At 66.9% G+C, this 21,623-nt stretch carries 20 protein-coding genes; 8 read left to right on the top strand and 12 right to left on the bottom strand.

Annotated features, from left to right (window positions below; all coding sequences use genetic code 11):
- Positions 1–13: 13 nt before the first annotated feature.
- The 12 genes from glk to ACYX4P_RS16745 all read right to left on the bottom strand — a co-directional run bounded on the left by glk (position 14) and on the right by ACYX4P_RS16745 (position 12,174).
- Positions 14–985 (bottom strand): glucokinase, encoded by a 972-nt coding sequence (gene glk / locus ACYX4P_RS16800; RefSeq protein ID WP_248118351.1) that lies wholly within the window; start codon positions 983–985, stop codon positions 14–16.
- Between the two features lie 31 nt (positions 986–1,016).
- Positions 1,017–2,906, bottom strand: coding sequence for a phosphogluconate dehydratase (gene edd / locus ACYX4P_RS16795; protein WP_248118349.1), 1,890 nt, complete (start codon positions 2,904–2,906; stop codon positions 1,017–1,019).
- Entirely contained in the window at positions 2,906–3,622 is a 717-nt protein-coding gene (pgl, locus tag ACYX4P_RS16790; protein ID WP_248118347.1) for a 6-phosphogluconolactonase, read from the bottom strand. Before pgl ends, edd begins: the two co-directional genes overlap by 1 nt.
- Positions 3,615–5,090 carry a glucose-6-phosphate dehydrogenase gene (gene zwf / locus ACYX4P_RS16785; RefSeq protein WP_248118344.1) on the bottom strand — a complete coding sequence of 492 codons (1,476 nt, stop codon included), beginning with the start codon at positions 5,088–5,090 and terminating at the stop codon, positions 3,615–3,617. Before zwf ends, pgl begins: the two co-directional genes overlap by 8 nt.
- Before the next feature lie 42 nt (positions 5,091–5,132).
- Complete coding sequence (gene hisIE / locus ACYX4P_RS16780; RefSeq protein ID WP_248118342.1) at positions 5,133–5,765, bottom strand: bifunctional phosphoribosyl-AMP cyclohydrolase/phosphoribosyl-ATP diphosphatase HisIE; 633 nt, start codon at positions 5,763–5,765, stop codon at positions 5,133–5,135.
- Positions 5,762–6,529, bottom strand: a complete 768-nt coding sequence (gene hisF / locus ACYX4P_RS16775) for an imidazole glycerol phosphate synthase subunit HisF (protein ID WP_248118340.1) — start codon at positions 6,527–6,529, stop codon at positions 5,762–5,764. The genes hisIE and hisF overlap by 4 nt, the downstream gene beginning before the upstream one ends.
- Positions 6,530–6,560: 31 nt before the next feature.
- On the bottom strand, positions 6,561–7,292 hold the full coding sequence (gene hisA / locus ACYX4P_RS16770) for a 1-(5-phosphoribosyl)-5-[(5-phosphoribosylamino)methylideneamino]imidazole-4-carboxamide isomerase (RefSeq protein WP_248118338.1): 732 nt from the start codon (positions 7,290–7,292) through the stop codon (positions 6,561–6,563).
- Between the two features lie 145 nt (positions 7,293–7,437).
- Positions 7,438–8,040, bottom strand: coding sequence for an imidazole glycerol phosphate synthase subunit HisH (hisH, locus tag ACYX4P_RS16765; protein ID WP_248118336.1), 603 nt, complete (start codon positions 8,038–8,040; stop codon positions 7,438–7,440).
- A complete protein-coding gene (gene hisB, locus ACYX4P_RS16760) occupies positions 8,037–9,461 on the bottom strand; it encodes an imidazoleglycerol-phosphate dehydratase HisB (RefSeq protein WP_248118334.1) in 1,425 nt (474 codons plus the stop codon). Before hisB ends, hisH begins: the two co-directional genes overlap by 4 nt.
- Before the next feature lie 202 nt (positions 9,462–9,663).
- Positions 9,664–10,986 (bottom strand): histidinol dehydrogenase, encoded by a 1,323-nt coding sequence (hisD, locus tag ACYX4P_RS16755; protein WP_248118332.1) that lies wholly within the window; start codon positions 10,984–10,986, stop codon positions 9,664–9,666.
- Positions 10,986–11,879 (bottom strand): ATP phosphoribosyltransferase, encoded by an 894-nt coding sequence (hisG, locus tag ACYX4P_RS16750; RefSeq protein WP_248118330.1) that lies wholly within the window; start codon positions 11,877–11,879, stop codon positions 10,986–10,988. The genes hisD and hisG overlap by 1 nt, the downstream gene beginning before the upstream one ends.
- Positions 11,880–11,889: 10 nt before the next feature.
- Positions 11,890–12,174 (bottom strand): YerC/YecD family TrpR-related protein, encoded by a 285-nt coding sequence (locus ACYX4P_RS16745; RefSeq protein ID WP_248118327.1) that lies wholly within the window; start codon positions 12,172–12,174, stop codon positions 11,890–11,892.
- Between the two features lie 150 nt (positions 12,175–12,324).
- Between ACYX4P_RS16745 and ACYX4P_RS16740 the strand changes: the two genes are divergently transcribed.
- The 8 genes from ACYX4P_RS16740 to ACYX4P_RS16705 all read left to right on the top strand — a co-directional run bounded on the left by ACYX4P_RS16740 (position 12,325) and on the right by ACYX4P_RS16705 (position 21,613).
- On the top strand, positions 12,325–13,533 hold the full coding sequence (locus ACYX4P_RS16740) for an NAD(P)/FAD-dependent oxidoreductase (protein WP_248118325.1): 1,209 nt from the start codon (positions 12,325–12,327) through the stop codon (positions 13,531–13,533).
- A 78-nt stretch (positions 13,534–13,611) separates the two neighbouring features.
- On the top strand, positions 13,612–15,033 hold the full coding sequence (locus ACYX4P_RS16735; protein WP_248118323.1) for a circularly permuted type 2 ATP-grasp protein: 1,422 nt from the start codon (positions 13,612–13,614) through the stop codon (positions 15,031–15,033).
- The gene (locus ACYX4P_RS16730) at positions 15,034–15,972 is read left to right on the top strand and encodes an alpha-E domain-containing protein (RefSeq protein WP_248118322.1); all 939 of its coding nucleotides are present in this window, start codon (positions 15,034–15,036) and stop codon (positions 15,970–15,972) included.
- Between the two features lie 4 nt (positions 15,973–15,976).
- Complete coding sequence (locus tag ACYX4P_RS16725; RefSeq protein ID WP_248118321.1) at positions 15,977–16,819, top strand: transglutaminase family protein; 843 nt, start codon at positions 15,977–15,979, stop codon at positions 16,817–16,819.
- 61 nt (positions 16,820–16,880) lie between these two features.
- Positions 16,881–17,666, top strand: a complete 786-nt coding sequence (locus ACYX4P_RS16720; protein WP_248118320.1) for a proteasome-type protease — start codon at positions 16,881–16,883, stop codon at positions 17,664–17,666.
- Positions 17,667–17,761: 95 nt separating this feature from the next.
- Entirely contained in the window at positions 17,762–20,101 is a 2,340-nt protein-coding gene (locus ACYX4P_RS16715; RefSeq protein ID WP_248118319.1) for a TonB-dependent receptor, read from the top strand.
- Between the two features lie 80 nt (positions 20,102–20,181).
- The gene (locus tag ACYX4P_RS16710; protein ID WP_248118318.1) at positions 20,182–20,868 is read left to right on the top strand and encodes a Fe2+-dependent dioxygenase; all 687 of its coding nucleotides are present in this window, start codon (positions 20,182–20,184) and stop codon (positions 20,866–20,868) included.
- Positions 20,869–20,935: 67 nt separating this feature from the next.
- On the top strand, positions 20,936–21,613 hold the full coding sequence (locus tag ACYX4P_RS16705) for a PepSY-associated TM helix domain-containing protein (RefSeq protein ID WP_248118317.1): 678 nt from the start codon (positions 20,936–20,938) through the stop codon (positions 21,611–21,613).
- The last annotated feature ends 10 nt before the right edge of the window (positions 21,614–21,623 follow it).

The following is a 21,623-nucleotide window of genomic DNA, read 5'->3' as shown; positions in this document are numbered from 1 at the left end:
TTGCGTGATCGCCTTAGCCTTCGGCCTCGGCGAAGGCGACGCGGGCGGCCCCCAGCAGGGCGGCGTGTTTGTGCATGATCACCTTGGTCGGAATCTCTGACATATAGTCCTTGAACCGGCCCTTGCGCTCGAACCGCTGGCGGAAGGGGCTGGCCTTGATGAAGGGCAGGATGCGCGGAACGATGCCGCCGGCGATATAGACGCCGCCACGCGCGCCCGTGGTCAGGGCGATGTCGCCGGCCACGGCGCCCAGGATGGCGCAGAAGCGGGCCAGAGTCGCGCCGCACGGGCTGTTGGGGTCTTCCAGCGCCGTCTTGGTGATCTCGGCGGGATCGTCGACATGGGTTTCGCGGCCGTCGATCTCGGCCAGGGCGCGGTGCATGTTCAAAAGACCGGGGCCGCAGATCAGACGTTCGATCGACACCCGATCATAGCGGCGGCGCAGGATGCGCAGGATTTCGTCCTCGACCGGATCGCCGGGGGGGAAGCAGGCATGGCCGCCCTCTGACGGCATGGCCATCTCCTTGCCGTGGGCGTCACGAACCAGGGCCGAGACCCCGAAACCAGTGCCGGGGCCCAGCACGGCCACGGTCGAATGCGGATCGCCGTCGACCGGCCCGCCCAGGCTTTCCAACTGGTCCGCCGGAACGATCGGCGCGCCCCAAGCCAGGGCCTCGAAGTCGTTGATCAGCTTGACCGGTTTCAGGTCCAGGGACTGCAACTCGGCTTCCGACACACGCCAGGGCGAGTTGGTCAGGTCGATCTCGCCATTGGTCACGGCGCCCGCGACGGCGATGACGCCGCCGGTCGGCTTGACATCGCAGCCCTCGATGAAGGCGGCGACGCCTTCAAGGAAGGTGGGGTAGGTTTCCGCCGGGAAGCTTTCGTGGTGGTCCAGCACAGGCGTGCCGTCCACCATACGGGCCACGGCGAAGCGGGCGTTGGTGCCGCCGACGTCGCCGACGAGGAGGGTCTTGTCATTCATTCTAGGCGTTTCCTGCGCTCGGTTCGGTGGATCAGGCGTCCACGGTCCGGTCGACGAAGTTGGGATTGGGCGGCGTGTCGTCGTGGCCGTTGCTGGCGCTGGGCACCGCGAAACAGACGGTGGCGCCCTGCTCGGCGGTCGTGACGACGTGGCGGAAGGCGCCGAACAGTTCGCGGCCATAGCCCCAGGACGAACCCTGGGCGATGGCGGGCGTGCGGCTGGCGGCAGGCCGGGCGGTCAGATCGCTGACGCCGACGGTGGTCAACACCCCGGCCTCGGGGTCGAGGCGGATGACGTCCCCGTCCTGAACATGGGCCAAGGGGCCGCCGGCCAGGGCTTCGGGGCTGACGTGAATGGCGGCGGGCGTCTTGCCGCTGGCGCCCGACATGCGGCCGTCGGTGACGAAGGCGACCTTGAAGCCCTTGTCCTGAATGACCGACAGTGCGGGCGACAGGCTGTGCAGTTCGGGCATGCCGTTGGCCTTGGGGCCCTGGAAGCGCAGGACCACGACCACGTCGCGGAACAGCTTGCCGTCCTTGAAGGCCTGCAGCGCGTCTTCCTGGGTTTCGAAGACGGCGGCGGGCGCCTCGACGATACGGTTCTCGGGCTTCACGGCCGAAATCTTGATGACCGCGCGGCCCAGGTCGCCCTGGACCAGGCGCAGGCCCCCCTCATGGTCGAAGGGGTCGGAGGCGGGGCGCAGGATGTCGCGATCCAGGCTCTCGCTGACCCCGTCGCGCCACACCAGTTCGCCGTCCACCATGGAAGGCTCCTGGAAATAGGCCTCGATCCCTTGGCCCATGATGGTGGTGACATCGGTGTGGATGTTGCCGGCCTGGGCCAGTTCGCGCGCGATGAAGGCCACGCCGCCGGCGGCCTGGAAGGCGTTCACATCGGCCGAGCCGTTGGGATAGACGCGCGCGAGCAGCGGCGTGACCGACGACAGTTCGTCCATGTCGGTCCAGTCGATCAACACCCCCGCCGCCCGCGCCATGGCGACCAGGTGGATGGCGTGGTTGGTGGAGCCCCCGGTGGCCAGAAGGGCCACGATCATGTTGACGATGGACTTCTCGTCGACGACGTCGGCCATGCGGCATTGGCCGCTGCGCGCCAGTTCGACGGCCCGCTTCGCCGCCGCCGCCGTCAGGGCGTCGCGCAGACCGGTGTCGGGATGGACAAAGGCGGTGGAAGGCATGTGCAGCCCGCCCAGCTCCATCATCATCTGGTTGGAGTTGGCGGTGCCGTAGAAGGTGCAGGTGCCGGGCGAGTGATAGCTGCCGATCTCGCTTTCCAGCAGGGTCTGACGATCAACCTTGTTCTGCGCATATTCGGCGCGGACGCGGGCTTTTTCCGCATTCGGAATGCCCGACGGCATGGGGCCGGCCGGGGCGAAGACGACGGGCAGGTGACCGAAGGCCAGGGCGCCCATGAACAGGCCGGGCACGATCTTGTCGCAGACGCCCAGCATCAGGCCCGCGTCGAAGGCGTCATGGGTCAGGGCCACGCCCGCCGACATGGCGATGACGTCGCGGCTGAACAGCGACAGCTCCATGCCTGGGCGGCCTTGGGTCACGCCGTCGCACATGGCGGGCGTGCCGCCGGCGACCTGGGCCGTGGCGCCGACCTCGCGCACCGCCGCGCGCACGACGTCGGGGAAACGCTCGAACGGCTGATGGGCCGACAGCATGTCGTTATAGGCCGTGACGACGCCCAGGTTCGGCTTGGACCCGTCCATCGCCGTCAGCTTGTCGGCGATGGTCTGGCCCGCGAAGGCGTGCGCCCAGTTGGCGCAGGACAGTTTGGCGCGCCCGGTCCCGCTGTCGCGGGCGGCGTCCATGCGACGGATATAGTCGGCGCGGGTCTCGCGGCTTTTTTCGACGATGCGGGCGGTGACCGCGGCGACCGTAGGATGAAGCGCCATCAGCCTTCCTCCGTCCACAAAACTTCAAGGGGAACGCCGGCCGCGATCAGGGCGGCGATGGGCTGGATTCTGGGATCGCCCATGGCCTGTTCTTCGAAGACGCGACGCTTGGCGGCGCCCTTCAGACCCAGGATCACGCGGCTGGCCGATATCAGATAAGGCAGGTTGATCGACAGCCGCTCGATGGTCGGCGCCATGCCGTCGCGGCCGTGGGGCACGCCCAGGACCGTGGGTTTCAGCGTCGGCGTCAGCAGGGTCTTCAGCGTCGGGCTTTCAGGGAACATGGAGCAGATGTGGCCGTCCTCTCCCATGCCGAGCAGGACCGCATCGAACCGCCCGCCGGCGTCCGCCAGAGCCTTGGCGGCGACCAGGGCCGCCCGGTCCACCGTGACCTCGGGCGTATAGAGAGGGATGAAGCGCGCCGCCGCCGCCTTGTCCTGCAACAGGACGTCGCGAATCAGACGGGCGTTGGACTCCGGCGAGGTTTCGGGAACGTAGCGCTCGTCCACCAGGGTCACGGCGACCCTGGACCAGTCCAGATCGGTCGCCGCCAGCCGGCGATAGACGGGCGCGGGCGTCGAACCGCCCGGCCCGGCGAACAGGGCCGCGCCCTTGTCGCGCAGGGCTGTCGAAAGGGTCTCGCTGAGCCGGGCCGCGATGGCCTCGGCCCAGGCGTCGGGGCCGGCGAAGGTTTCGATGGGGTGGGTCTCAGGCATCGGTCGTGTTCCAGTCGCGGCCGGTCCGCATCATCAGCATGTCGGCGCTGTCGGGACCCCAGGTCCCGGCGACATATTCGTCGGGCTTCAGGCCGGATTCGGCCCAGGCCTCGGAAACCTCGTCCACCCATTTCCAGGCCTGTTCCGCCTCGTCGCGACGCACGAACAGGGTGGAATCGCCCGCCATCGCATCCAGCAACAGACGTTCATAGGCGATGCGGCGGCGCGGCGGGGCGTCGCCCTTGCCGTCAACGCCCCACGACAGGCTCATCTTGATCGGCTGAAGCTGCATCCGCCGATCAAGGCCGGGGCGTTTGTTCATGACCGTCAGGGAGATGTCTTCCTCGGGCTGAAGCTCGATGATCATGCGGTTTGCCGTGACCTCTCCGCCATTCTTGTTGGAATTGGCGTCGCGGTCGAAGATCGAGTGGGGCACCGGCTTGAACTGGATGACGATCTCGGTGCGCTTTTCCGGCAGGCGTTTGCCGGTGCGCATGAAGAACGGCACGCCGGCCCAGCGCCAGTTGTCGATGTCGGCTCGGATGGCGACGAAGGTCTCGGTGTCCGAATCCTGGCCCCGCTCCTCGTCATAGCCCTTGACCGGCTTGCCCTCGCTGGTCCCGGCCACGTACTGGCCGCGCACGGTGACCCGCTCGGCCTCGTCGGGGGTGATGGGACGAAGGGAGCGCAGCACCTTGACCTTCTCGTTGCGCACCGAGTCCGGGTCCAGGTCGCTGGGCGGCTCCATCGCCACCAGGCACAGCAGTTGCAGCATATGGTTCTGCAGCATGTCCCGCAGGGCGCCGTATTCGTCGTAATAGGGCCAGCGGTCGCCGACCCCCACCGTCTCGCCGATGGTGATCTGGACGTGGTCGATGGACAGATTGTTCCACAACGGCTCGAAGATCGTGTTGCCGAACCGCAGGGCGATCAGGTTCTGCACCGTCTCCTTGCCCAGATAGTGGTCGATGCGAAACACCTGGCTCTCGCTGAAGGCATGGGCCACGGCGTCGTCGATTTCCAGGAAGGACGTCAGGTCGCGCCCGACCGGCTTCTCCAGAACGATGCGGCAGTTCTTCTCGGCCAGACCGGCGGCCTTCATCGCCGTGACGATGCGGGCGTAGAGCGACGGTGACACGGCCAGGAACGACGTGACCTCGCCGTCGCCCACCTTGTCCTTCAGCGGCTTCAGGCTTTCGGGCGAGGTGGCGTCCACCGCCAGATAATCCAGGCGGGCCTTCATGCGCGACCAGCTGTCCTCGTCCCACGCCTTGTCGGCTTCGGCCTTGGCCTTCACCGCGTCCAGGACCTTGGCGACATAGTCGTCGGCGCTCTCTTCGGAACGCGCGGCGCCGATGATCTTCAGCCCATCGGGCAGCAGGCCGTCATGCTCCAGGAAATACAGGGACGGCAGCAGCATGCGCATCGCCAGATCGCCGCCGCCGCCGAACAGAATGAGAGCCGCCATGGATTATCCCTTCAGCGATCCCGCTTTGTGGGACCGATGCCGTTAAGGTGCAGGTTGGCCTTTGCCCGCTTCGGCGCGTGAGGCCAACACATCCAGCACGTCCTGAAACACCATGTTACGGGCATGGAGAAGAACGAGCAGGTGATAGATTAAATCCGCAGCCTCGCTGGCGAGTTCCTCGTCCGGCCCGGCGACCCCCGCCAGAGCGGTCTCGACGCCCTCCTCGCCGACCTTCTGGGCGATGCGTTTCGGGCCCTGGGCGATCAGTTTGGCGGTCCAGCTCTCGGACGGATCTGCCGCGGCGCGGCGCGCGATGGTCTGTTCCAGTCGGGCGATGCGGCCAACGCCCGGCGCATCGAAGTCGCCGAAACAGCTGGTCCGGTTCAGGTGACAGGCGTTGCCGACCGGCCGGACCGACAGGACCAGGGCGTCGTTGTCGCAGTCGGGCGTGATGCCCACGACATGCAGCCGGTCACCGGACGTCTCGCCCTTTCTCCACCGCGCGCCCCGCGAGCGAGAGAAGAAGGTGGCCTCGCCCGACGTGATCGTCTCATCCAGCGCGGCGCGGTCCATATAGGCCAGGGTCAGGACCTGAAGTGTCGCCGCATCCTGCACTACGACCGGAACCAGCCCGCCGCCTTTTTCGAAGTCGATGGTGGATGGATCGAGGGTCATATCCGCATCTCCAGGCCATCGTCGGCCAGGTATTGTTTCAGGTCCGGTATGGCGATGGCGCCGGTGTGGAAGACGCTGGCGGCCAGGGCGCCGGAGACGTCGGCCTGGTCGAACACGTCCCTGAAATGCACCGGCGCGCCGGCTCCGCCCGAGGCGATCAGCGGAATGGTCAGACGCGCGCGGGCGGCGGACAGCTGTTCGATGTCATAGCCCTGACGCACCCCGTCCTGGTCGATGCAGTTCAGAACGATCTCGCCCGCGCCAAAGCCTTGCGCCTGATCCAGCCAGTCCAGGGTGCGCTTGCCGGCGGGGCGGCGCGCATCGGGATCGCCGGTGTATTTGTGGACCACCCATTCGCCGTCTTCCAGACGGCTGTCGACGCCGACGACGACGCATTGCGATCCCAGGCGTTCGGCCATCTCCGCGATCAGTTCGGGCCGCTCCAGGGCGGGGGAGTTGATCGACACCTTGTCCGCCCCGTGGTCCAGACAGCGGGCCGCCTGGTCCACGCTGCGGATGCCGCCCGCGACGCAGAAGGGAATGTCCAGCAGCCGGGCGATATCCTTGATCCAGCCATAGTCGAGCGTGCGCCCCTCGGGACTGGCGGTGATGTCATAGAAGACCAGTTCGTCCGCGCCAGCGTCGCGATAGCGCGCGGCCAGCTCGGCGGCGTCGCCCATGTCGGTATGGCCGACGAACTTCACGCCCTTGACCACCCGTCCGTCCTTGACGTCCAGGCAGGGGATGATCCGCCGGGCGGTCATTGGACCGCCCTTATGCTTGCGAACGGGGCGGTCATGCCGCCGCCGCTATGGCTTCGGGCAGGGTGAAGCAGCCCTCGTAAAGGGCGCGGCCCACGATGGCGCCGTTGCAACCCAGCGCCTTGACGGCGATGAGATCATCCAGGGACGAGACGCCGCCCGAGGCCTGGAGCACCAGGTCGGGACGCCGCCGGCGGATTTCCGCCAGCAGCTCCAGGTTCGGTCCGGTCAGGGCGCCGTCGCGGCCGACATCCGTCACCAGCAGATGTTTGGCGGTCCCCTTCGGATAGCGGTCCAGCGCCTCCCAAAGGGTGACGCCCGACGACTGGGTCCAGCCCTTCAGCGCCGGCACCGGCACGCCGTCCTCGATCTTGACGTCCAGGGCCAGGGTGATGCGCTCGATCCCGAACCCCTTCAGCCAGGCGGCGACGTCGTTGGGCTGGGTCACGGCCAGGGAGCCGACGACGACGCGCGAGACGCCCGAATCCAACAGCTTGGCCACGTCGTTGGCGCTGCGCACGCCCCCGCCCGACTGGACCTTGACGTCGATGGCCTGGGTCAAATCGCCGATCAAGGCGTGCTGCACGGCCTCGCCCGCCTCGGCGCCGTCCAGATCGACGATGTGGATCCACTGCGCGCCCTCGGCCGCGAAAGCGGTCAGGCGGGCGGCCGGCTGTTCGTCATACTGGGTCACCTGGTCGAACTTGCCGTGCATCAATCGCACGCAGACGCCGGCCTTCAGGTCGATGGCGGGATAGATCAGCATGGGCTCGACTTTCGTTGGTCATCCTGGGGCCTGGCCCGAGGATCGGGCGTGGATCGGTCCGTACGTGCCCCTCGTCGCATCGGCAGGGGACGGTCCGATCCTTGGGTCGAGCCCAAGGATGAATGAGACCTGGCGGCCGCGCGGTTCACGCGGCGATCTCCAGGAAGTTGCGCAAGATCGTCGCCCCGGCTTCGGCGGAGCGTTCGGGGTGGAACTGGCAGCCCCAGCGATTGTCAGAGCGCACCACGGCGGGGACCGGCCCGCCATAGTCGGCGCGCGCCAGGGTCGCCGGCCCGTCGGGACAGACGAAGCCATGGACGAAATAGGCGTAGGCCCCGTCGGCGACGCCTTCCAGCAGCGGATCGTCCCGGTCGCGCGTCAGGCGGCTCCAGCCCATGTGCGGCACGGGCAGGGGCTCGGAGGGCTCCAGGCGTTTCACCACGCCGGGGATGACGCCCAGCAGTTCGACGCCGTCGCCCTCGTCGCTCGATCCAAACAGCAGTTGCTGACCCAGACAGACGCCCATCAGGGGGCGTTCAAAGGCGCGCAAAGGTTCGATCAGCTTCAGCTCCGCCAGCCGCGACATGGCGTAACCCGCCGCGCCGACGCCGGGCAGGATGACCCGCTCGGCCTCTGCGATCTCGACCGGATCGGCGGTCAGGCGGACGGTCGCCCCCAGCCGCTCCAGCGCGAACTGGACCGAAGCGATATTGCCCGCGCCATAGGCGATAACGGCGACTTCCGTCACAACACCCCCTTGGTCGACGGCACCGCGTCGCCTTCGACACGGATGGCCTGACGCAGGGCGCGGCCGAAGGCCTTGTAGACGGCCTCGGTCTTGTGGTGGTCGTCCTGGCCGGTGACCTTGATGTGGACGGCGGCGCCCATGGCCTCGGCCAGGGAGCGGAAGACGTGGGCGGTCAGGTCGGTGCGGTAGTCGCCGATGAAGGGCGTCTCGAACGCGCCTTCGAACAGCGGATAGGGGCGTCCAGAGAGGTCGATGGAGACGGTCGCATTGGCCTCGTCCATCGGCAGAACAAAGCCATACCGGGCGATGCCCTTGCGTTCGCCCAGCGCCTGTTTCAGCGCCTGGCCCAGGGCGATGGCGCTGTCCTCGATGGTGTGGTGCGGGTCGGTGTGCAGGTCGCCTTCGCATTGCAGCCGCAGCGAAAAGCCGCCGTGGGCCGCGATCTGCTCCAGCATGTGGTCGAAGAAGCCGACGCCGGTTGCGATCTTCACCGGACCGGGCGCATCCAGATCGACGGCGCAGACGATGCGGGTCTCCTTGGTGTCGCGAACGGCCTGGCCGACACGCGGTGCGCGGCGTTTGGCGGGCGTCAGACCGAAGGCCGCCAGCAGCCGGTCGTTGACCTCGGGCTTGATCGAGACCGGAAGGCGCAGACGGTCGCCTGACAGATCGGCCTCGACGCCGTAAGCCTTCAGGCCGGCCAGCGCCGCCGTTGGGTCTTCGGGCCGGGTCATGATGATGGGACCGACGCCGGGTTCGACGGGCGTCTGGCGGCCCAGTTCACGGACGACGCGCTCGCGCTCGCGTCGGACGGCGACGAGCCTTTCCGCCGTTTCGATCATGCGCGATGGGTCCAGCGCCTGCTGCGCCAACCGCACCAGCGGCTCGGGCAGGGCGTAGGGTTCCATCACCGACGCCAGCCGGACCAGCGTCCGAGGCTTGGCGATCGCGGCCCCGACCCGCGCGCCGGCCAGACCATAGGCCAGCGACAGGCTGCGCAGGACGACCAGGTTCGGCTGGTCGTCGACGACCGTAATAGCCGATACGCTGTCGGAGAACTCGATCAGGCCTTCGTCCACGACCAGCAGGGCGGGGGCCACGCGGGCGGCCATTTCGGCGACCGCCTCGGGCGAGCCGAGGGCGCGGATGACCACGACGGCCGGCTCGCCCCCTGTCGGATAGATGGCGGCGAGGCTGTCGTAGGGTTCGGCCTTGGGCGCCTCGACCGCACCTCCATCCCGGGCGGCCAGACGATACGCCAGCTCCAGTCCGTGCGTCAGGCCGCGAACCGGCAGCACCTGTTCGGCGGGCACGGCGTAGAGGGCGGCCATGCGTGTCGCCAGCGCCGAGGCGTCGCCGGGATAGCGGTCCAGACCCTCGCCGCCGGAGACCAACGGAGGATAGGGGGCGGGCAGGGTCATTGGAGCGCGCCCCGGACAAAAGGTCGTGTAATCCGTGCAATCGGTCTCAAATCCGCGCTCGAAAAACAGGGTGCAATGTGTGCAGTTCGCCCCGATGCGCCCACGATAAAAGCGGGTGCAATTGGTGCACTTCGTCTCGTCAGCGAAGGACGACGCACAGGAGGTGGGGCGAGAAAGGGGCCTTGTCCAGAGGCGGCGGCGTTCATCCCTCGCTCCTCAGGTCGGCGGCGCGGGCGTGGGCCTCCAGACCCTCCATCCGGGCCAGGCGGGCGGCTATGGGGGCCAGTTGGCGAGCGCCCGAGGCATCGACCAACTGCACCGACATGGTGGTCATGAAGCTGGAGGTGGTCACGCCGCCCAGGGTCTTGGCCCCGCCATCGGTCGGCAGGACGTGGCTGGGGCCGGCGGCGTAGTCGCCCAGGGTCTCGGCGGCGAACCGCCCCACGAAGACAGCGCCGGCCGCGTTGATCGCATCGACCAACGGTTCGGGATCGTCGATCTGAATGGCCAGATGTTCGGGGCCGTACAGGTTGGCCACCTCGGCGGCGGCGTCCAGATCGCGCACCAGAATCGCGCGGGCCTCGTTCAATGAGGCGCGGGCGATGGCTTCGCGCGGCAAGGTGGCGACCTGCACCTCGACCTCTGTCAGGATGTAGTCGATGGTGGCGCGGCTGGTGGAGACCAGCAGAACCTGGGCGTCCGCGTCGTGCTCGGCCTGACTCAGCAGGTCGGCGGCGGCGATCTCGGGGGCTGCGTCGCGATCGACGATGACCATCAGTTCGGACGGGCCCGCGGGCATGTCGACGGCGGGACCGCCCGGCAGGGCGGACGCCTGTTTCTTGGCCTCGGCGACATAGGCGTTGCCGGGTCCGAACAGCTTGGCGCAGGCTGGGATGGCTCCGTCCTCCAACTCGACGCCAAAGGTCAGGGCGGCGATGGCCTGCGCCCCGCCCATCAGCCAGATGGCGTCCAGACCGGCCTCTGCGGCGGCCAGGATCATGGCGGGATGCACGCCGCCGTCCTTGTTCGGCGGAGTGACGGCGACGCGCTGGCCCACGCCCGCGACCCCGGCCGGGATAGCCAGCATCAGAAGCGACGAAAACAGGGGGGCTGTGCCGCCGGGAACATAGAGGCCCGCGGAGGCGATGGGCCGCCACGCCAGTTTCGAGCGCACGCCGGGCGTGGTCTCGACATAAGGGGTGTCTTCGGGCCGCGTCGCCTGATGGAAGACGCGGATGTTGTCGGCGGCCATCCGCAGGGCGCGGACGTCGGCGGGGGGCAGGGCGTTGCGCGCCTCGGCGACAGCGCCCGGCGTGATGGCGATGCGACGGGGCGGGGCCTTGTCCAGCTTCAGGCACCAGTCAGTCACGGCGGCGCCGCCGCGCTCGCGCACGTCGTTCAGGATGGTGCGGACGACTTCGGTCACGTCGCCAGCCGTGCGTTGGGCTGGGCGGGCCAGCGCCGCCTTCTTGCCGGCGGCGTCCAGAGACGACCAGTCGATGCGTTTGAATGGGGTTTCGGTCATCACATCATCTTCTCGATGGGCAGGACCAGAATGGCCGAGGCGCCGGCGGCCTTCAGCTTCTCCAGCGTCTCCCAGAAGACGGCCTCCTGACAGACGGCGTGTACGGCGACCGCATCGTCGCGGCCCATCAGGGGCATGACGGTCGGCGAACCGGCGCCGGGCAGGATGGCGGTGATCTGGTCCAGCGATGCGCGCGGCGCGTTCAGCATGACGTATTTGGCGCCCTGCGAGGACACCACGCCGGCCATCCGTTCGATGATGCTGTCCAGCAGAGGCTTCAGGCCCGGTTCGGGCGCGACGGGGGACTGGATCAGGACCGCCTGGCTTTCCAACACCGTATCCTTGGCGCCCAGGCCGTTGGCCTCCAGCGTCGCGCCGGTCGAGACCAGATCGCAGATGGCGGCGGCCAGTTTCAGACGGGGCGCGACCTCGACGGCGCCGCGCATGACGACGATGTCAGCCTTGACGCTGCGTTCATCCAGATATTTGCGCAGGATCTTGGGATAGGATGTGGCGATGCGCAGCCCGTCCAGCGAGGCAGGGCCTTCATAGGCCAGCGCCGGCGGGGTCGCGATCTTCAGCGTGCAGCGGCCGAAACCCAGCGGCATGACGATGGAGGCGTTCGCTTGTCCCGTGCTTGGGCCGTTCTTGCCTTCTTCCAGCACATTCTCGCCGACGATGCCCAGGTCGCAGACCCCATCCGCCACGAAGGTGGGGATGTCGTCGTCGCGCACGCGCAACAGGTCGATGGGGTAGTTCTCGACCCGGTACAGCAGGTCGTTGTGACCCTTGACCCATTTCAGGCCCGCGTCGCGGATCAGATCAAGGCTGCGGTCGGCCAGACGGCCGGATTTCTGGACGGCGATGCGGAGCCGACCCTGGACAGTGCTCATGTTCGGATACTCAGGCTTTCAGCCGGTCCAGGGCGATGCGGTATCCCTGATGCGGCATGTCTTTCAGATAACGGGCGACGCGGACGACGGTGGTGGGGCTGGCATGGGCCTCTGCCGCGATCTCGCGATAGGATTTGCCGCCCGCATCCAGCAGGCGCGCGACCTGCCAGCGCTCGGCGAAGGCGCGCAGTTCCGCAGGCGTGCAGAGATCGGCCAGAAAGGCGTCGATCTCCTCGCGCGTCTGCATCGACAGCAGCGCGTCATAAAGGGCTGCGCGGGCGGGCGGGATGGTCATGCGCGTTCCACTATGCTGTAACGATGGGACGGTCAAGGGGGCGTGGGTCGTGATCGGTGACCCATGACTGGATGACGCAGGCTTCAATCACGAGTCACGATTCACCAATCACGACTTACGCACACAGGTTCACCGCTCTACATCACCCCTATGACCAAGGTTCTGATCATCGGCGCGGGACACGCGGGCGGCTCCGTCGCGGCCTTTCTGCGGCAGTATGGCCATGAGGGGCCGATCATTCTCGCGGGCGAAGAAGATGCGCCGCCATATCAGCGGCCGCCGCTATCCAAGGCGTGGCTGAAGGGGGAGGCGGATCTGGAGGCGCTGCTCCTGCGCCCGCTCAGCTTCTACTGCGAACAAAACATCGACTTCCGACCCTCGACCGTAGCCGTGGCCATCGACCCGGAGGCGAAGACGGTCGCCTTCCACGATGGATCGTCGGAAACCTATGACTTGCTGGTGCTGGCGACGGGATCGACGGCGAGGAAACTGCCGGTTCCGGGCGGGGACCATCCCGACCTGCTGGAGCTTCGGACGCTGAAGGACGCCGAACGGCTGAAGGCGGTGCTGGGGCCGGGGAGACGTCTGGCGGTGGTCGGCGGCGGCTATGTGGGGCTGGAGGCGGCGGCCTCGGCGCGGGCGCTGGGGGCTCAGGCCATCGTCATCGAACGGGCGCCGCGCGTGCTGGCGCGGGTGGCGTCCGAGGCGCTTTCGGCCTTCTTCACCCAACAGCACCGGGCGCGGGGCGTCGAAATTCTGACGGGGGCCGAGGTGATCGCCGTCGCGCGGGACGGCGTGACATTGGCCGATGGCGCGGTGGTTCCGGCGGACGCCGTGCTCATCGGGGTCGGCGCCCTGGCCTGCGACGGCCTGCCCCGCTCGGCGGGTCTGCGGTGCGACGACGGGGTGGTGGTGGACGACCAGGCGCGCACCAGCGATCCGGCCATCTTCGCCGTCGGCGACATGACGCGCCGCCCGATCCCTGTCCATGGCGGCGTGCATCACCGGCTGGAAAGCGTGCCCAACGCCCTGGAACAGGCCAAACAGGCGGCCGCCGCTATCGCGGGCCGACCCGGGCCGGCGCCTGAGGTCCCGTGGTTCTGGTCGGACCAGTACGAGTACAAGCTGCAGATCGCCGGCCTGCCGTTCGAGGCGGATCGTCAGGTGGTGCGCGGCGATCCGGCTGCTGGAAGTTTCGCCGTGTTCCACCTGGCTGGCGACCGCATGGTCTGCGTCGAGGCCGTCAACGCCCCGCCCGAGTTCATGGCCGGCAAACAGCTGATCGCCAAGGGAACGCCTGTGGATGCGGACAAGCTGGCGGACGTCGTGGTGTCGATGAAGGCGGTGGCCGCGCAATAGGCGTCGCCGCAGTGCAACAAAACTGTTGCGCTTTCCGTTCTGAGGCCCTCACTCTGTGGTTTATTCTCGGCGGGGCGGATGACGAGAGCGTTCGACGAAATGAGCGGCGGCGGATCGGGTGCGATCCGCGACAGCTACAAGACCCTGGCGGCGTGGCTGGAAAACGCGCCGTCCGATCTGCTGCAGGCGCGCTCGCGCCAGGCGGAACTGTTCTTCCGGCGGATGGGGGTGACCTTCGCCGTCTATGGCGACGAGGAATCCAACGAGCGGCTGATCCCGTTCGACGTGGTGCCGCGCATCATCGGCGCCGATGAATGGGGCGGTCTGGAACGCGGGCTGAAGCAGCGGGTCACCGCCATCAACGCCTTCCTGAAGGACATCTACGGTCCACAGGAATGCATCAGGGCCGGGATCGTCCCGGCCGACCTGATCCTGACCAATCCGCACTATCGGCCCGAGATGCAGGGCCGCCGGCCGCCGGGCGACGTCTGGTGCCATATCTCGGGCGTCGATCTGGTCCGCACGGGCGAGGACGGATTCTATGTTCTCGAAGACAACTGCCGCACGCCGTCGGGGGTCTCCTATATGCTGGAGAACCGCGAGATGATGATGCGGCTGTTCCCCGACCTGTTCGCGGAACACGCCGTGCGGCCGGTCGAAATCTATACCGACATGCTGCTGCGCTCGCTGCAGGCGTCCGCGCCGGCGGGCGCGGGGGCGGACCCGACCATCGTGGTTCTGACGCCGGGGCCGTTCAACTCGGCCTACTATGAGCACAGCTTCCTGGCCGACAAGCTGGGGGTCGAACTGGTCCAGGGCACGGACCTGTTCGTCAATGACGACACGGTCTTCATGCGTACGACCGAGGGGCCGAAACGGGTCGACGTCATCTATCGCCGCATCGACGACGACTTCATCGATCCGCTGACCTTCATGCCGAACTCCACCGTGGGGGTGCCGGGGCTGATGTCGGCTTACTTCGCCGGGCGCGTGACGCTGGCCAATGCGGTCGGGACGGGCGTCGCCGACGACAAGGCCGTCTATACCTATATGCCCGAGATCATCCGCTTCTTCACCGGCGAGGACGCCATACTTAAGAACGTCCCGACCTGGCGCTGCCGAGAGCCGGACGCCCTGAAGGCGGTGCTGGACCGGCTGCCGGAACTGGTGGTCAAGGAGGTCGGGGGATCGGGCGGTTACGGAATGCTGGTCGGACCGACCTCGACCAAGGCCGAGATCGAAGACTTCCGCGCCAAGCTGATCGCCGACCCGGACGACTTCATCGCCCAGCCGACGCTGAGCCTGTCGACAGCGCCGACGTTGAACGGCGGCGCCCTGTCGCCCCGGCACGTCGATCTCAGGCCTTTCGTCCTGTCCAGCCCTGCCGGGGTGCGCGTGGCGCCCGGCGGCCTGACGCGGGTGGCGCTAAAGGAGGGGTCGCTGGTGGTGAACTCCAGCCAGGGCGGCGGAACCAAGGACACCTGGGTGCTGGACAACTAAATGCTTTCACGCACTGCAGACAGTCTCTACTGGACCGGCCGCTATATGGAGCGGGCGGACTTCCTGGCGCGCATTCTTGAGGCGGCCATCCGCCTGGCCGCCCTGCCGGCCAAGGACCAGGCTGCGGTCACAGCCTGGGCGGGGGCCATCGCCTCGTCGGGGGTGAAGAGCGCCTTCGACGCATCGGGGCGCACCGCGTCCGAGAAATCGGTCCGCGAATATCTGGCCTTCGGTTCCGACAACCCGACCTCGATCAAGGCCTGCATAACCAAGGCGCGGACCAATGCGCGCTCGGTGCGAACCGCTCTGACCATCGAACTGTGGGAAGCGATCAACGGCGCCTGGAACGGGCTGAACGAACTGGGCGAACCGACAAAACGGGACGACTTCACCAACTTCCTCGACTTCGTGAAATCGACGTCCCTGGCGGTCGAGGGCGCCTCGTCGCGGACCATGCTGAGGAACGACGCCTATTGGTTCCTGCGCCTGGGCATGGCCATCGAGCGGGCCGACAACACCGCCCGGCTGCTGGACGTGAAGTACCACCTGCTGTTGCCGCCCGGCGAACGAGTGGGCGGGCAGTTGGATTATTTCCAGTGGACGACCCTGTTGCGCGAGGTTTCGGCCCTGACCGCCTATCGTTGGGTCTATCGGGAATCGGTGCGGCCCTGGCTGGTGGCGGACCTGCTGGTGTTGAACCGCCAGATGCCGCGTTCGCTGGCCTCGTGCCAGGGGATGATCGTGTCCTATCTTGAGAAGCTGGCCGCCGATTACGGTCGTCGCGGCCCGGCGCAAAGGCTGGCGTCCAACCGCCTGGGTCAGTTCAACGAGGCCAAGATCGAGGACATCTTCCAGTCCGGCCTGCATGAATACATTCAGGGCTTCCTGAACGAGAACAACGCCTTGGCTGCCGCCGTCCACGAACAGTATCTGGTCTGAACCCATGCGGATCCGGATCGACCATTCCACCCGATACGCCTACGCCCGCCCGGCGCGCTTCATCGTGCAGATGCTGCGTCTGACGCCCAAGTCGTGCGAGAGCCAGCAGGTGGGCGACTGGCGCATCGAGACCGACGTCGACGCCCGGCTGCGGCGCAGCGAGGACGCATTCGGCAACATCGTCCACAGCCTCTATACCGAGCGGCCGGCCAACGCCCTGACCATCCGCGTCACCGGCGAGGTGGCGACCGTCAATACGGGCGGCGTGGTGAAGGGGCAGGCCGAGCGGCTGTCGCCCATCGTCTTTCTGCGAGAGACGTCGATGACCAGGCCGGATGCGGCCATCGACGATTTCGCCCGCTCGATCCCCGAAGGCGCGACGCTGGGCCGGATGCATGCCCTGATGAGCGCGCTGAAGCGGGATGTGGCGTTCGAGGTCGGGTCCACCTCGGCCGGCCACACCGCCGCCGAAGCCTTCGCCCAGAAGCGCGGCGTCTGTCAGGATCACGCCCAGATCTTTATCGCCGCCGCCCGCGTCCTGGGCGTGCCGGCCCGATATGTCTCGGGCCATCTCAGCCGCAGGGACGGACAGCACGATCAGGACGCCGCCCACGCCTGGGCCGAGGCCTGGGTCGAGAATCTGGGCTGGGTCGGGTTCGATCCGGCCAACGGCATCTGTCCGACCGAACACTACGTCCGCGTCGCTGTGGGCCTGGACGCGCGCGGCGCCACGCCGATCCGGGGAACCAGCTATGGCGGCGGGCAGGAGACCCTGACGGTCGCCCTGAACGTGCGGCCGGTGCAACAGAGCCAACAACAACTGCAGTCGGGCGGAGAGGCCCGGTAGGCATGACGCGCGAATCTGTTAGCGTCGTGCGGTTCGCAACGCGGGGAGCGGATAGAGCGACGTGACCTATTGCGTGGGTATGCTGGTGGACGAGGGGTTGGCGATGATCGCCGACACCCGCACCAATGCGGGCGTGGACAACATCTCGTCCTATCGCAAGCTGCACATCTATCAGTCGTCGGGCGACCGTATCCTTGCGGTGGCGACGGCGGGCAATCTGTCGGTCACGCAGACGGCCCTGGCCATGACAGCCGCCGGGGTCCGGTTGCCGGACTCCACCACGCCGGAGACGCTTCAAACCGCCCCGACCCTGTTTCGCGCGGCGCAGATTCTGGGCCATGCGATGGCCAGCGTGCGGGCCAGCATCAACACCCCGCCGACGCCGACCGCCGATGCGTTGAACGTCAACGCCTCCATGCTGCTGGGCGGCCAGATCGCGGGCGGCAAGATGGGGCTGTATCTGGTCTATGGTCAGGGCAATTTCATCGAGTGCGGGCCGGATACGCCCTATCTGCAGATCGGGGAGTTGAAATACGGCAAGCCGATCCTGGATCGCGCCCTCCATACGTCCACCCCTCTGTCCGAGGCGGTGAAACTGGGACTGATCTCGTTCGATTCCACCATCCGTTCGAACATCGCCGTCGGTCCGCCGCTGGACCTGATCGTCATGCCTCGCGACCGGCTGAACGGCATGGCCCGCCGCATTGAGGCTGAAGATCCCTATTTCCGCGATCTGGGTCGTCGGTGGTCCGAAGCTCTGGCCGCAGCTCACCGGGCCATGCCTGATCCGACCTGGCTGGATTTGGACGAGACCCCGGCGGCGCGGACGATGAGCGTCGTCGGCTGATTAAGACTGCGATTTGTTCGCAATTTGCTTGTGCGACATTTTGAAGCTGGTTATTGCGACCGTATCGCAAAATCAGACCAAAAGGTCGCAAGACAATGTCCGACTCCCGCGCCGCCTCTCTCCGTGCGCTTCTGTTCGTCTCCAGCGCCGCTGGCATGCTGGTGGCGGCGCCCGCTTTCGCCGAAACCGCTGACGCCGCCGACGGCGTGATCGCCACGGCCGATCAGCAGCAGCCCGCCAATCTGGGGACCATCGACGTCAACGGTCAGGTCAGGAAGCCGGCGCCGGTCAGCCCCGAGTTCGTCGCCCCCCTGGTCGACACGCCGCGCTCGGTCACGATCATTCCGCAAGCCATCATCGAACAGACTGGCGCGGATTCGTTGCAGGATATTCTTCGCAATTCGCCCGGCATCACCTTTGGCGCGGGAGAGGGCGGCCAGCCGCTGGCCGACCGTCCGGTCATTCGAGGGCAGTCGTCGGGCAACAACATCTTCGTGGACGGCGTCCGCGACGCCGGCGGTCAGCAGCGAGAAGTCTTCAACCTGGAGCAGGTGGAGATAATCAAGGGGGCGGACTCGGTCTATTCGGGACGCGGTTCGGGCGGCGGCAGCATCAATCTGGCCTCCAAGTCGCCCAAACTGACCCCTTTCCACAGCGTGTCGGCCGGCGTCGGAACCGACGACTATCTACGCGGGACCATCGATTCCAACATGCCGCTGGGCGACACGGCGGCGCTGCGCATCAACCTGATGGGCGCTCAGGGCGACGTCGCGGGCCGCGACGCCGTGGACTATGACAAATGGGGTGTGGCCGCATCGTTTGCCGTCGGCCTGGGAACCGACAGCACGATCGTCGCCAGCTACTACCACCTCGACAGCAATCAGATGCCCGACTACGGCATCCCGCTGTATACCAAGCTGGGCGGCGCAAACGCACCCCGACCGGACGCATCCGGCGTGCTGAACGTCAGCCGCGACGCCTTCTACGGTCTGAAGGCGCGCGACTATCTGAACAATACGGTGGACACGTTCACCTTCGACTGGACCCATCGGTTCAGCGAGGCCTTGACGGTCCGCAACGTCAGCCGTCTGTCCAGGACGTTGAACGATTACATCGTCACCAACCCCGGGGACGGCGGATCGGCCCAACTGATCGGCGGCGTCTGGTGGATGAAGCGCGGCACCAAGACCCGGTGGAACCCCGCGCAGACGCTGGCCAATGTCACCGACGTGTTCGGCAAGATTTCCACAGGAAGCGTCAAGCACAGCTATGACCTGGGTCTGGAGCTGACGCGTGAGGTCAATCGCAACGCCAGCTATTCGACCTTTACGACCTCGGGATCGGCCTGCCCCGCGCCTCTGACCGGCTTGGACTGCACGCCGGTCTATGATCCGAACCCGAACGATGCCTGGACGGGCGTGGTGAACCGTAGCGCGCCCAGCCGCTCGACAACGGAAACCGTCGGCCTTTACGCCTTCGACAGCATCTCGCTGACCGACCGCGTCCTGCTGAATCTTGGCGTGCGTTGGGACAGCTATCAAACGCAAGGCGTGAACATCAGCTCGACCCAGACCAACGGCGTCTGGACCATCAACCCGTTGATTCCCGCCACGCCGACGGGAACGCCGGGCGTCGTCCAACTGCCCAAGCGGAAATGGGATTTCGTCAACTATCAGGCCGGCCTGGTGTTCAAGCCGACCGAATATTCCAGCCTCTACGTCTCCTACGCCACCGCCTCGACGCCGCCGCTGCTCTCGGGCGGGGACCAGAACGCGGCCGGCACGGGGCAGGGGACGGGCAATCTGGCGAACGATATCCTGGAGCCTGAGGACACCGAAACCTATGAGGTCGGCGCCAAGGCCAATCTGTTCGACGAACGTCTTTCCGTCGGTCTGTCCGCCTATCGTCTCACCAGAAAGAACGCCCAACTGCTGGTCGATTCCGGGCCGCCCGCGACCTACGCCCAGGTCGGCGAGGTCGAGGTCAAGGGTGTCGAGCTTAGCGTATCAGGCAATATAACGCCTGCTTGGCAGGTGTTTGGCGGCTATACCTACATGGACTCCGAACTTGTCCGAGGGGCCGTGAACAACTTGAACGTCGGTGAGTCTCTCGCCAACACGCCAAGGAACTCGGCCAGCCTGTTCACCACCTACCGCGTCCTGCCGCGGCTGACCGTGGGTGGCGGCGTCTACTATGTGTCGCGTTCCAACGGCGGCAATCAAGGCGGCGCTGGTGGCGGGGCCAACCGCATCTATGCGCCGGAATATACGCGGGTGGACGCTTACGCCGCCTATGATTTGACCGATACGGCGTCCCTGCGTCTCAACGTCAAGAACGCAGGCGACGAGCGCTATATCATGCGCACCAACGGCGTTCACCACGCCGATCCTGCGCCGGGTCGTGCGGCCAGTCTGACGTTGAACATGCGCTTCTAAAGACCGCTTCCCCCGGTCTATCCTGGCGGCCCCGTCCTTCCGGCGGGGCCGTCTTCTTTTTTGCGAGAGCGAGGCCGTCCGTGCTGCTCCAGATTCCCGAAGTCTTCTCCAAGGCTGAAGTGAAGGCGCTGCGCGAGCGGCTGGACGCCGGGCCGTGGGCGGATGGCAACATGACCTCGGGCCACCAGTCCGCCACGGCCAAGCGCAACCAGCAACTGCCCGAGGATTCGGATGTGGCGAAAGAGGTGTCGGCCCTGATCGTTCAGGCGCTGAACGCCAATCCGATGTTCGTGGCGGCGGCCCTGCCGCACACGATCTTTCCGCCGCTGTTCAACCGTTACGAGGGCGGGGGCGAGTTCGGCCTGCATGTCGACAACGCCATCCGCCAGGCGCGCGGGGGCGGGGCTTTGCGCATCCGCAGCGACCTGTCGGCGACCCTGTTCCTGTCGGAGCCGGAGGATTACGACGGCGGCGAACTGATCGTTGAGGAGATGTACGGATCGCAGTCGATCAAGCTGCCGGCCGGCGATCTGGTGCTCTATCCGTCCAAGAGCCTTCATCGGGTCATGCCGGTGACGCGGGGCGCGCGGGTGTCGTCTTTCATGTGGATGCAGAGCCTGATCCGCGACGACGGCGACCGCGAGATGCTGTTCCGCCTGGACGTGGCGACCCAGCGCGTCGGGCTGGAGAAGGGGTCCAAGGATCAGGCGGTGATCGAACTGACCGGCGTCTATCACAATCTGCTGCGGCGCTGGGCCGAGGTGTGACGGTCGTTGCGGCGACGGGGTACCGAACGCTATTGCAACCCGTTCGCAACAATGGCACAGCGAGCGCGTGACCGAACTCGCCGCACAGCGTCAGGCCGAACCCGAAGCCAAGGGGCCCAAGCCCAAGGCGGCGCTGAACGGCGCGCGGTCGTTCTGGCTAAAACAACTTCATAGCTGGCACTGGATTTCGGCGGCGGTCAGCCTGGTGGGCATGATCCTGTTCGCGGTCACCGGCATCACCCTGAACCATGCGGCCTCCATCCCCGGAACGCCGGTTACGGTCGAACAAACCGCGACCCTGCCGGCCCCGCTGCTGCAACGCCTGACGACCTTTCCCGAAGAAACGACCCAGCCCGTGCCGGACGCGGTCGCGCGCTGGGCGTCCGAGGCGTTGAAGGTCGAGATCGCCGGCAAGCCGACCGAGACGACGCCGGAAGAGGTCTATGTCGCCCTGGCCATTCCCGGCGGCGACGGATGGGTCACCATCGACCGTTCGACGGGTGAGACGCTGCACGAAAAGACCACGCGCGGCTGGATCGCCTACCTCAACGACCTGCACAAGGGCCGCAACGCCGGCGTGGTCTGGTTCTGGTTCATCGACGTGTTTGCGGCGGCCTGCGTCATCTTCGCGGTCACGGGCCTGGGCCTGATGATCCTGCACGCCAAGGGCCGACCCTCCACCTGGCCGCTGGCGGCGTTGGGCCTGCTGATCCCCGTCGTCATCGCCCTGATCTTCATTCACTGACGAGTATTCC

It is taken from the genome of Brevundimonas sp. ABV4_179, assembly GCF_056311945.1.
This window is presented reverse-complemented; position numbering and strand designations above follow the sequence as displayed.

Bases quoted from the DNA above. Each gene is read 5' to 3' on its own strand.
- ACYX4P_RS16730 (WP_248118322.1), top strand. From the start codon at position 15,034: ATGCTTTCACGCACTGCAGACAGTCTCTACTGGACCGGCCGCTATATG.
- zwf (WP_248118344.1), bottom strand. From the start codon at position 5,090: ATGGCGGCTCTCATTCTGTTCGGCGGCGGCGGCGATCTGGCGATGCGC.
- hisIE (WP_248118342.1), bottom strand. From the start codon at position 5,765: ATGACCCTCGATCCATCCACCATCGACTTCGAAAAAGGCGGCGGGCTG.
- hisG (WP_248118330.1), bottom strand. From the start codon at position 11,879: ATGAGCACTGTCCAGGGTCGGCTCCGCATCGCCGTCCAGAAATCCGGC.
- pgl (WP_248118347.1), bottom strand. From the start codon at position 3,622: ATGCCTGAGACCCACCCCATCGAAACCTTCGCCGGCCCCGACGCCTGG.
- ACYX4P_RS16725 (WP_248118321.1), top strand. From the start codon at position 15,977: ATGCGGATCCGGATCGACCATTCCACCCGATACGCCTACGCCCGCCCG.
- edd (WP_248118349.1), bottom strand. From the start codon at position 2,906: ATGGCGCTTCATCCTACGGTCGCCGCGGTCACCGCCCGCATCGTCGAA.
- ACYX4P_RS16745 (WP_248118327.1), bottom strand. From the start codon at position 12,174: ATGACCATCCCGCCCGCCCGCGCAGCCCTTTATGACGCGCTGCTGTCG.
- ACYX4P_RS16735 (WP_248118323.1), top strand. From the start codon at position 13,612: ATGACGAGAGCGTTCGACGAAATGAGCGGCGGCGGATCGGGTGCGATC.
- hisD (WP_248118332.1), bottom strand. From the start codon at position 10,986: ATGACCGAAACCCCATTCAAACGCATCGACTGGTCGTCTCTGGACGCC.
- hisA (WP_248118338.1), bottom strand. From the start codon at position 7,292: ATGCTGATCTATCCCGCCATCGACCTGAAGGCCGGCGTCTGCGTGCGA.
- ACYX4P_RS16715 (WP_248118319.1), top strand. From the start codon at position 17,762: ATGTCCGACTCCCGCGCCGCCTCTCTCCGTGCGCTTCTGTTCGTCTCC.
- ACYX4P_RS16740 (WP_248118325.1), top strand. From the start codon at position 12,325: ATGACCAAGGTTCTGATCATCGGCGCGGGACACGCGGGCGGCTCCGTC.
- hisB (WP_248118334.1), bottom strand. From the start codon at position 9,461: ATGACCCTGCCCGCCCCCTATCCTCCGTTGGTCTCCGGCGGCGAGGGT.
- glk (WP_248118351.1), bottom strand. From the start codon at position 985: ATGAATGACAAGACCCTCCTCGTCGGCGACGTCGGCGGCACCAACGCC.
- hisF (WP_248118340.1), bottom strand. From the start codon at position 6,529: ATGACCGCCCGGCGGATCATCCCCTGCCTGGACGTCAAGGACGGACGG.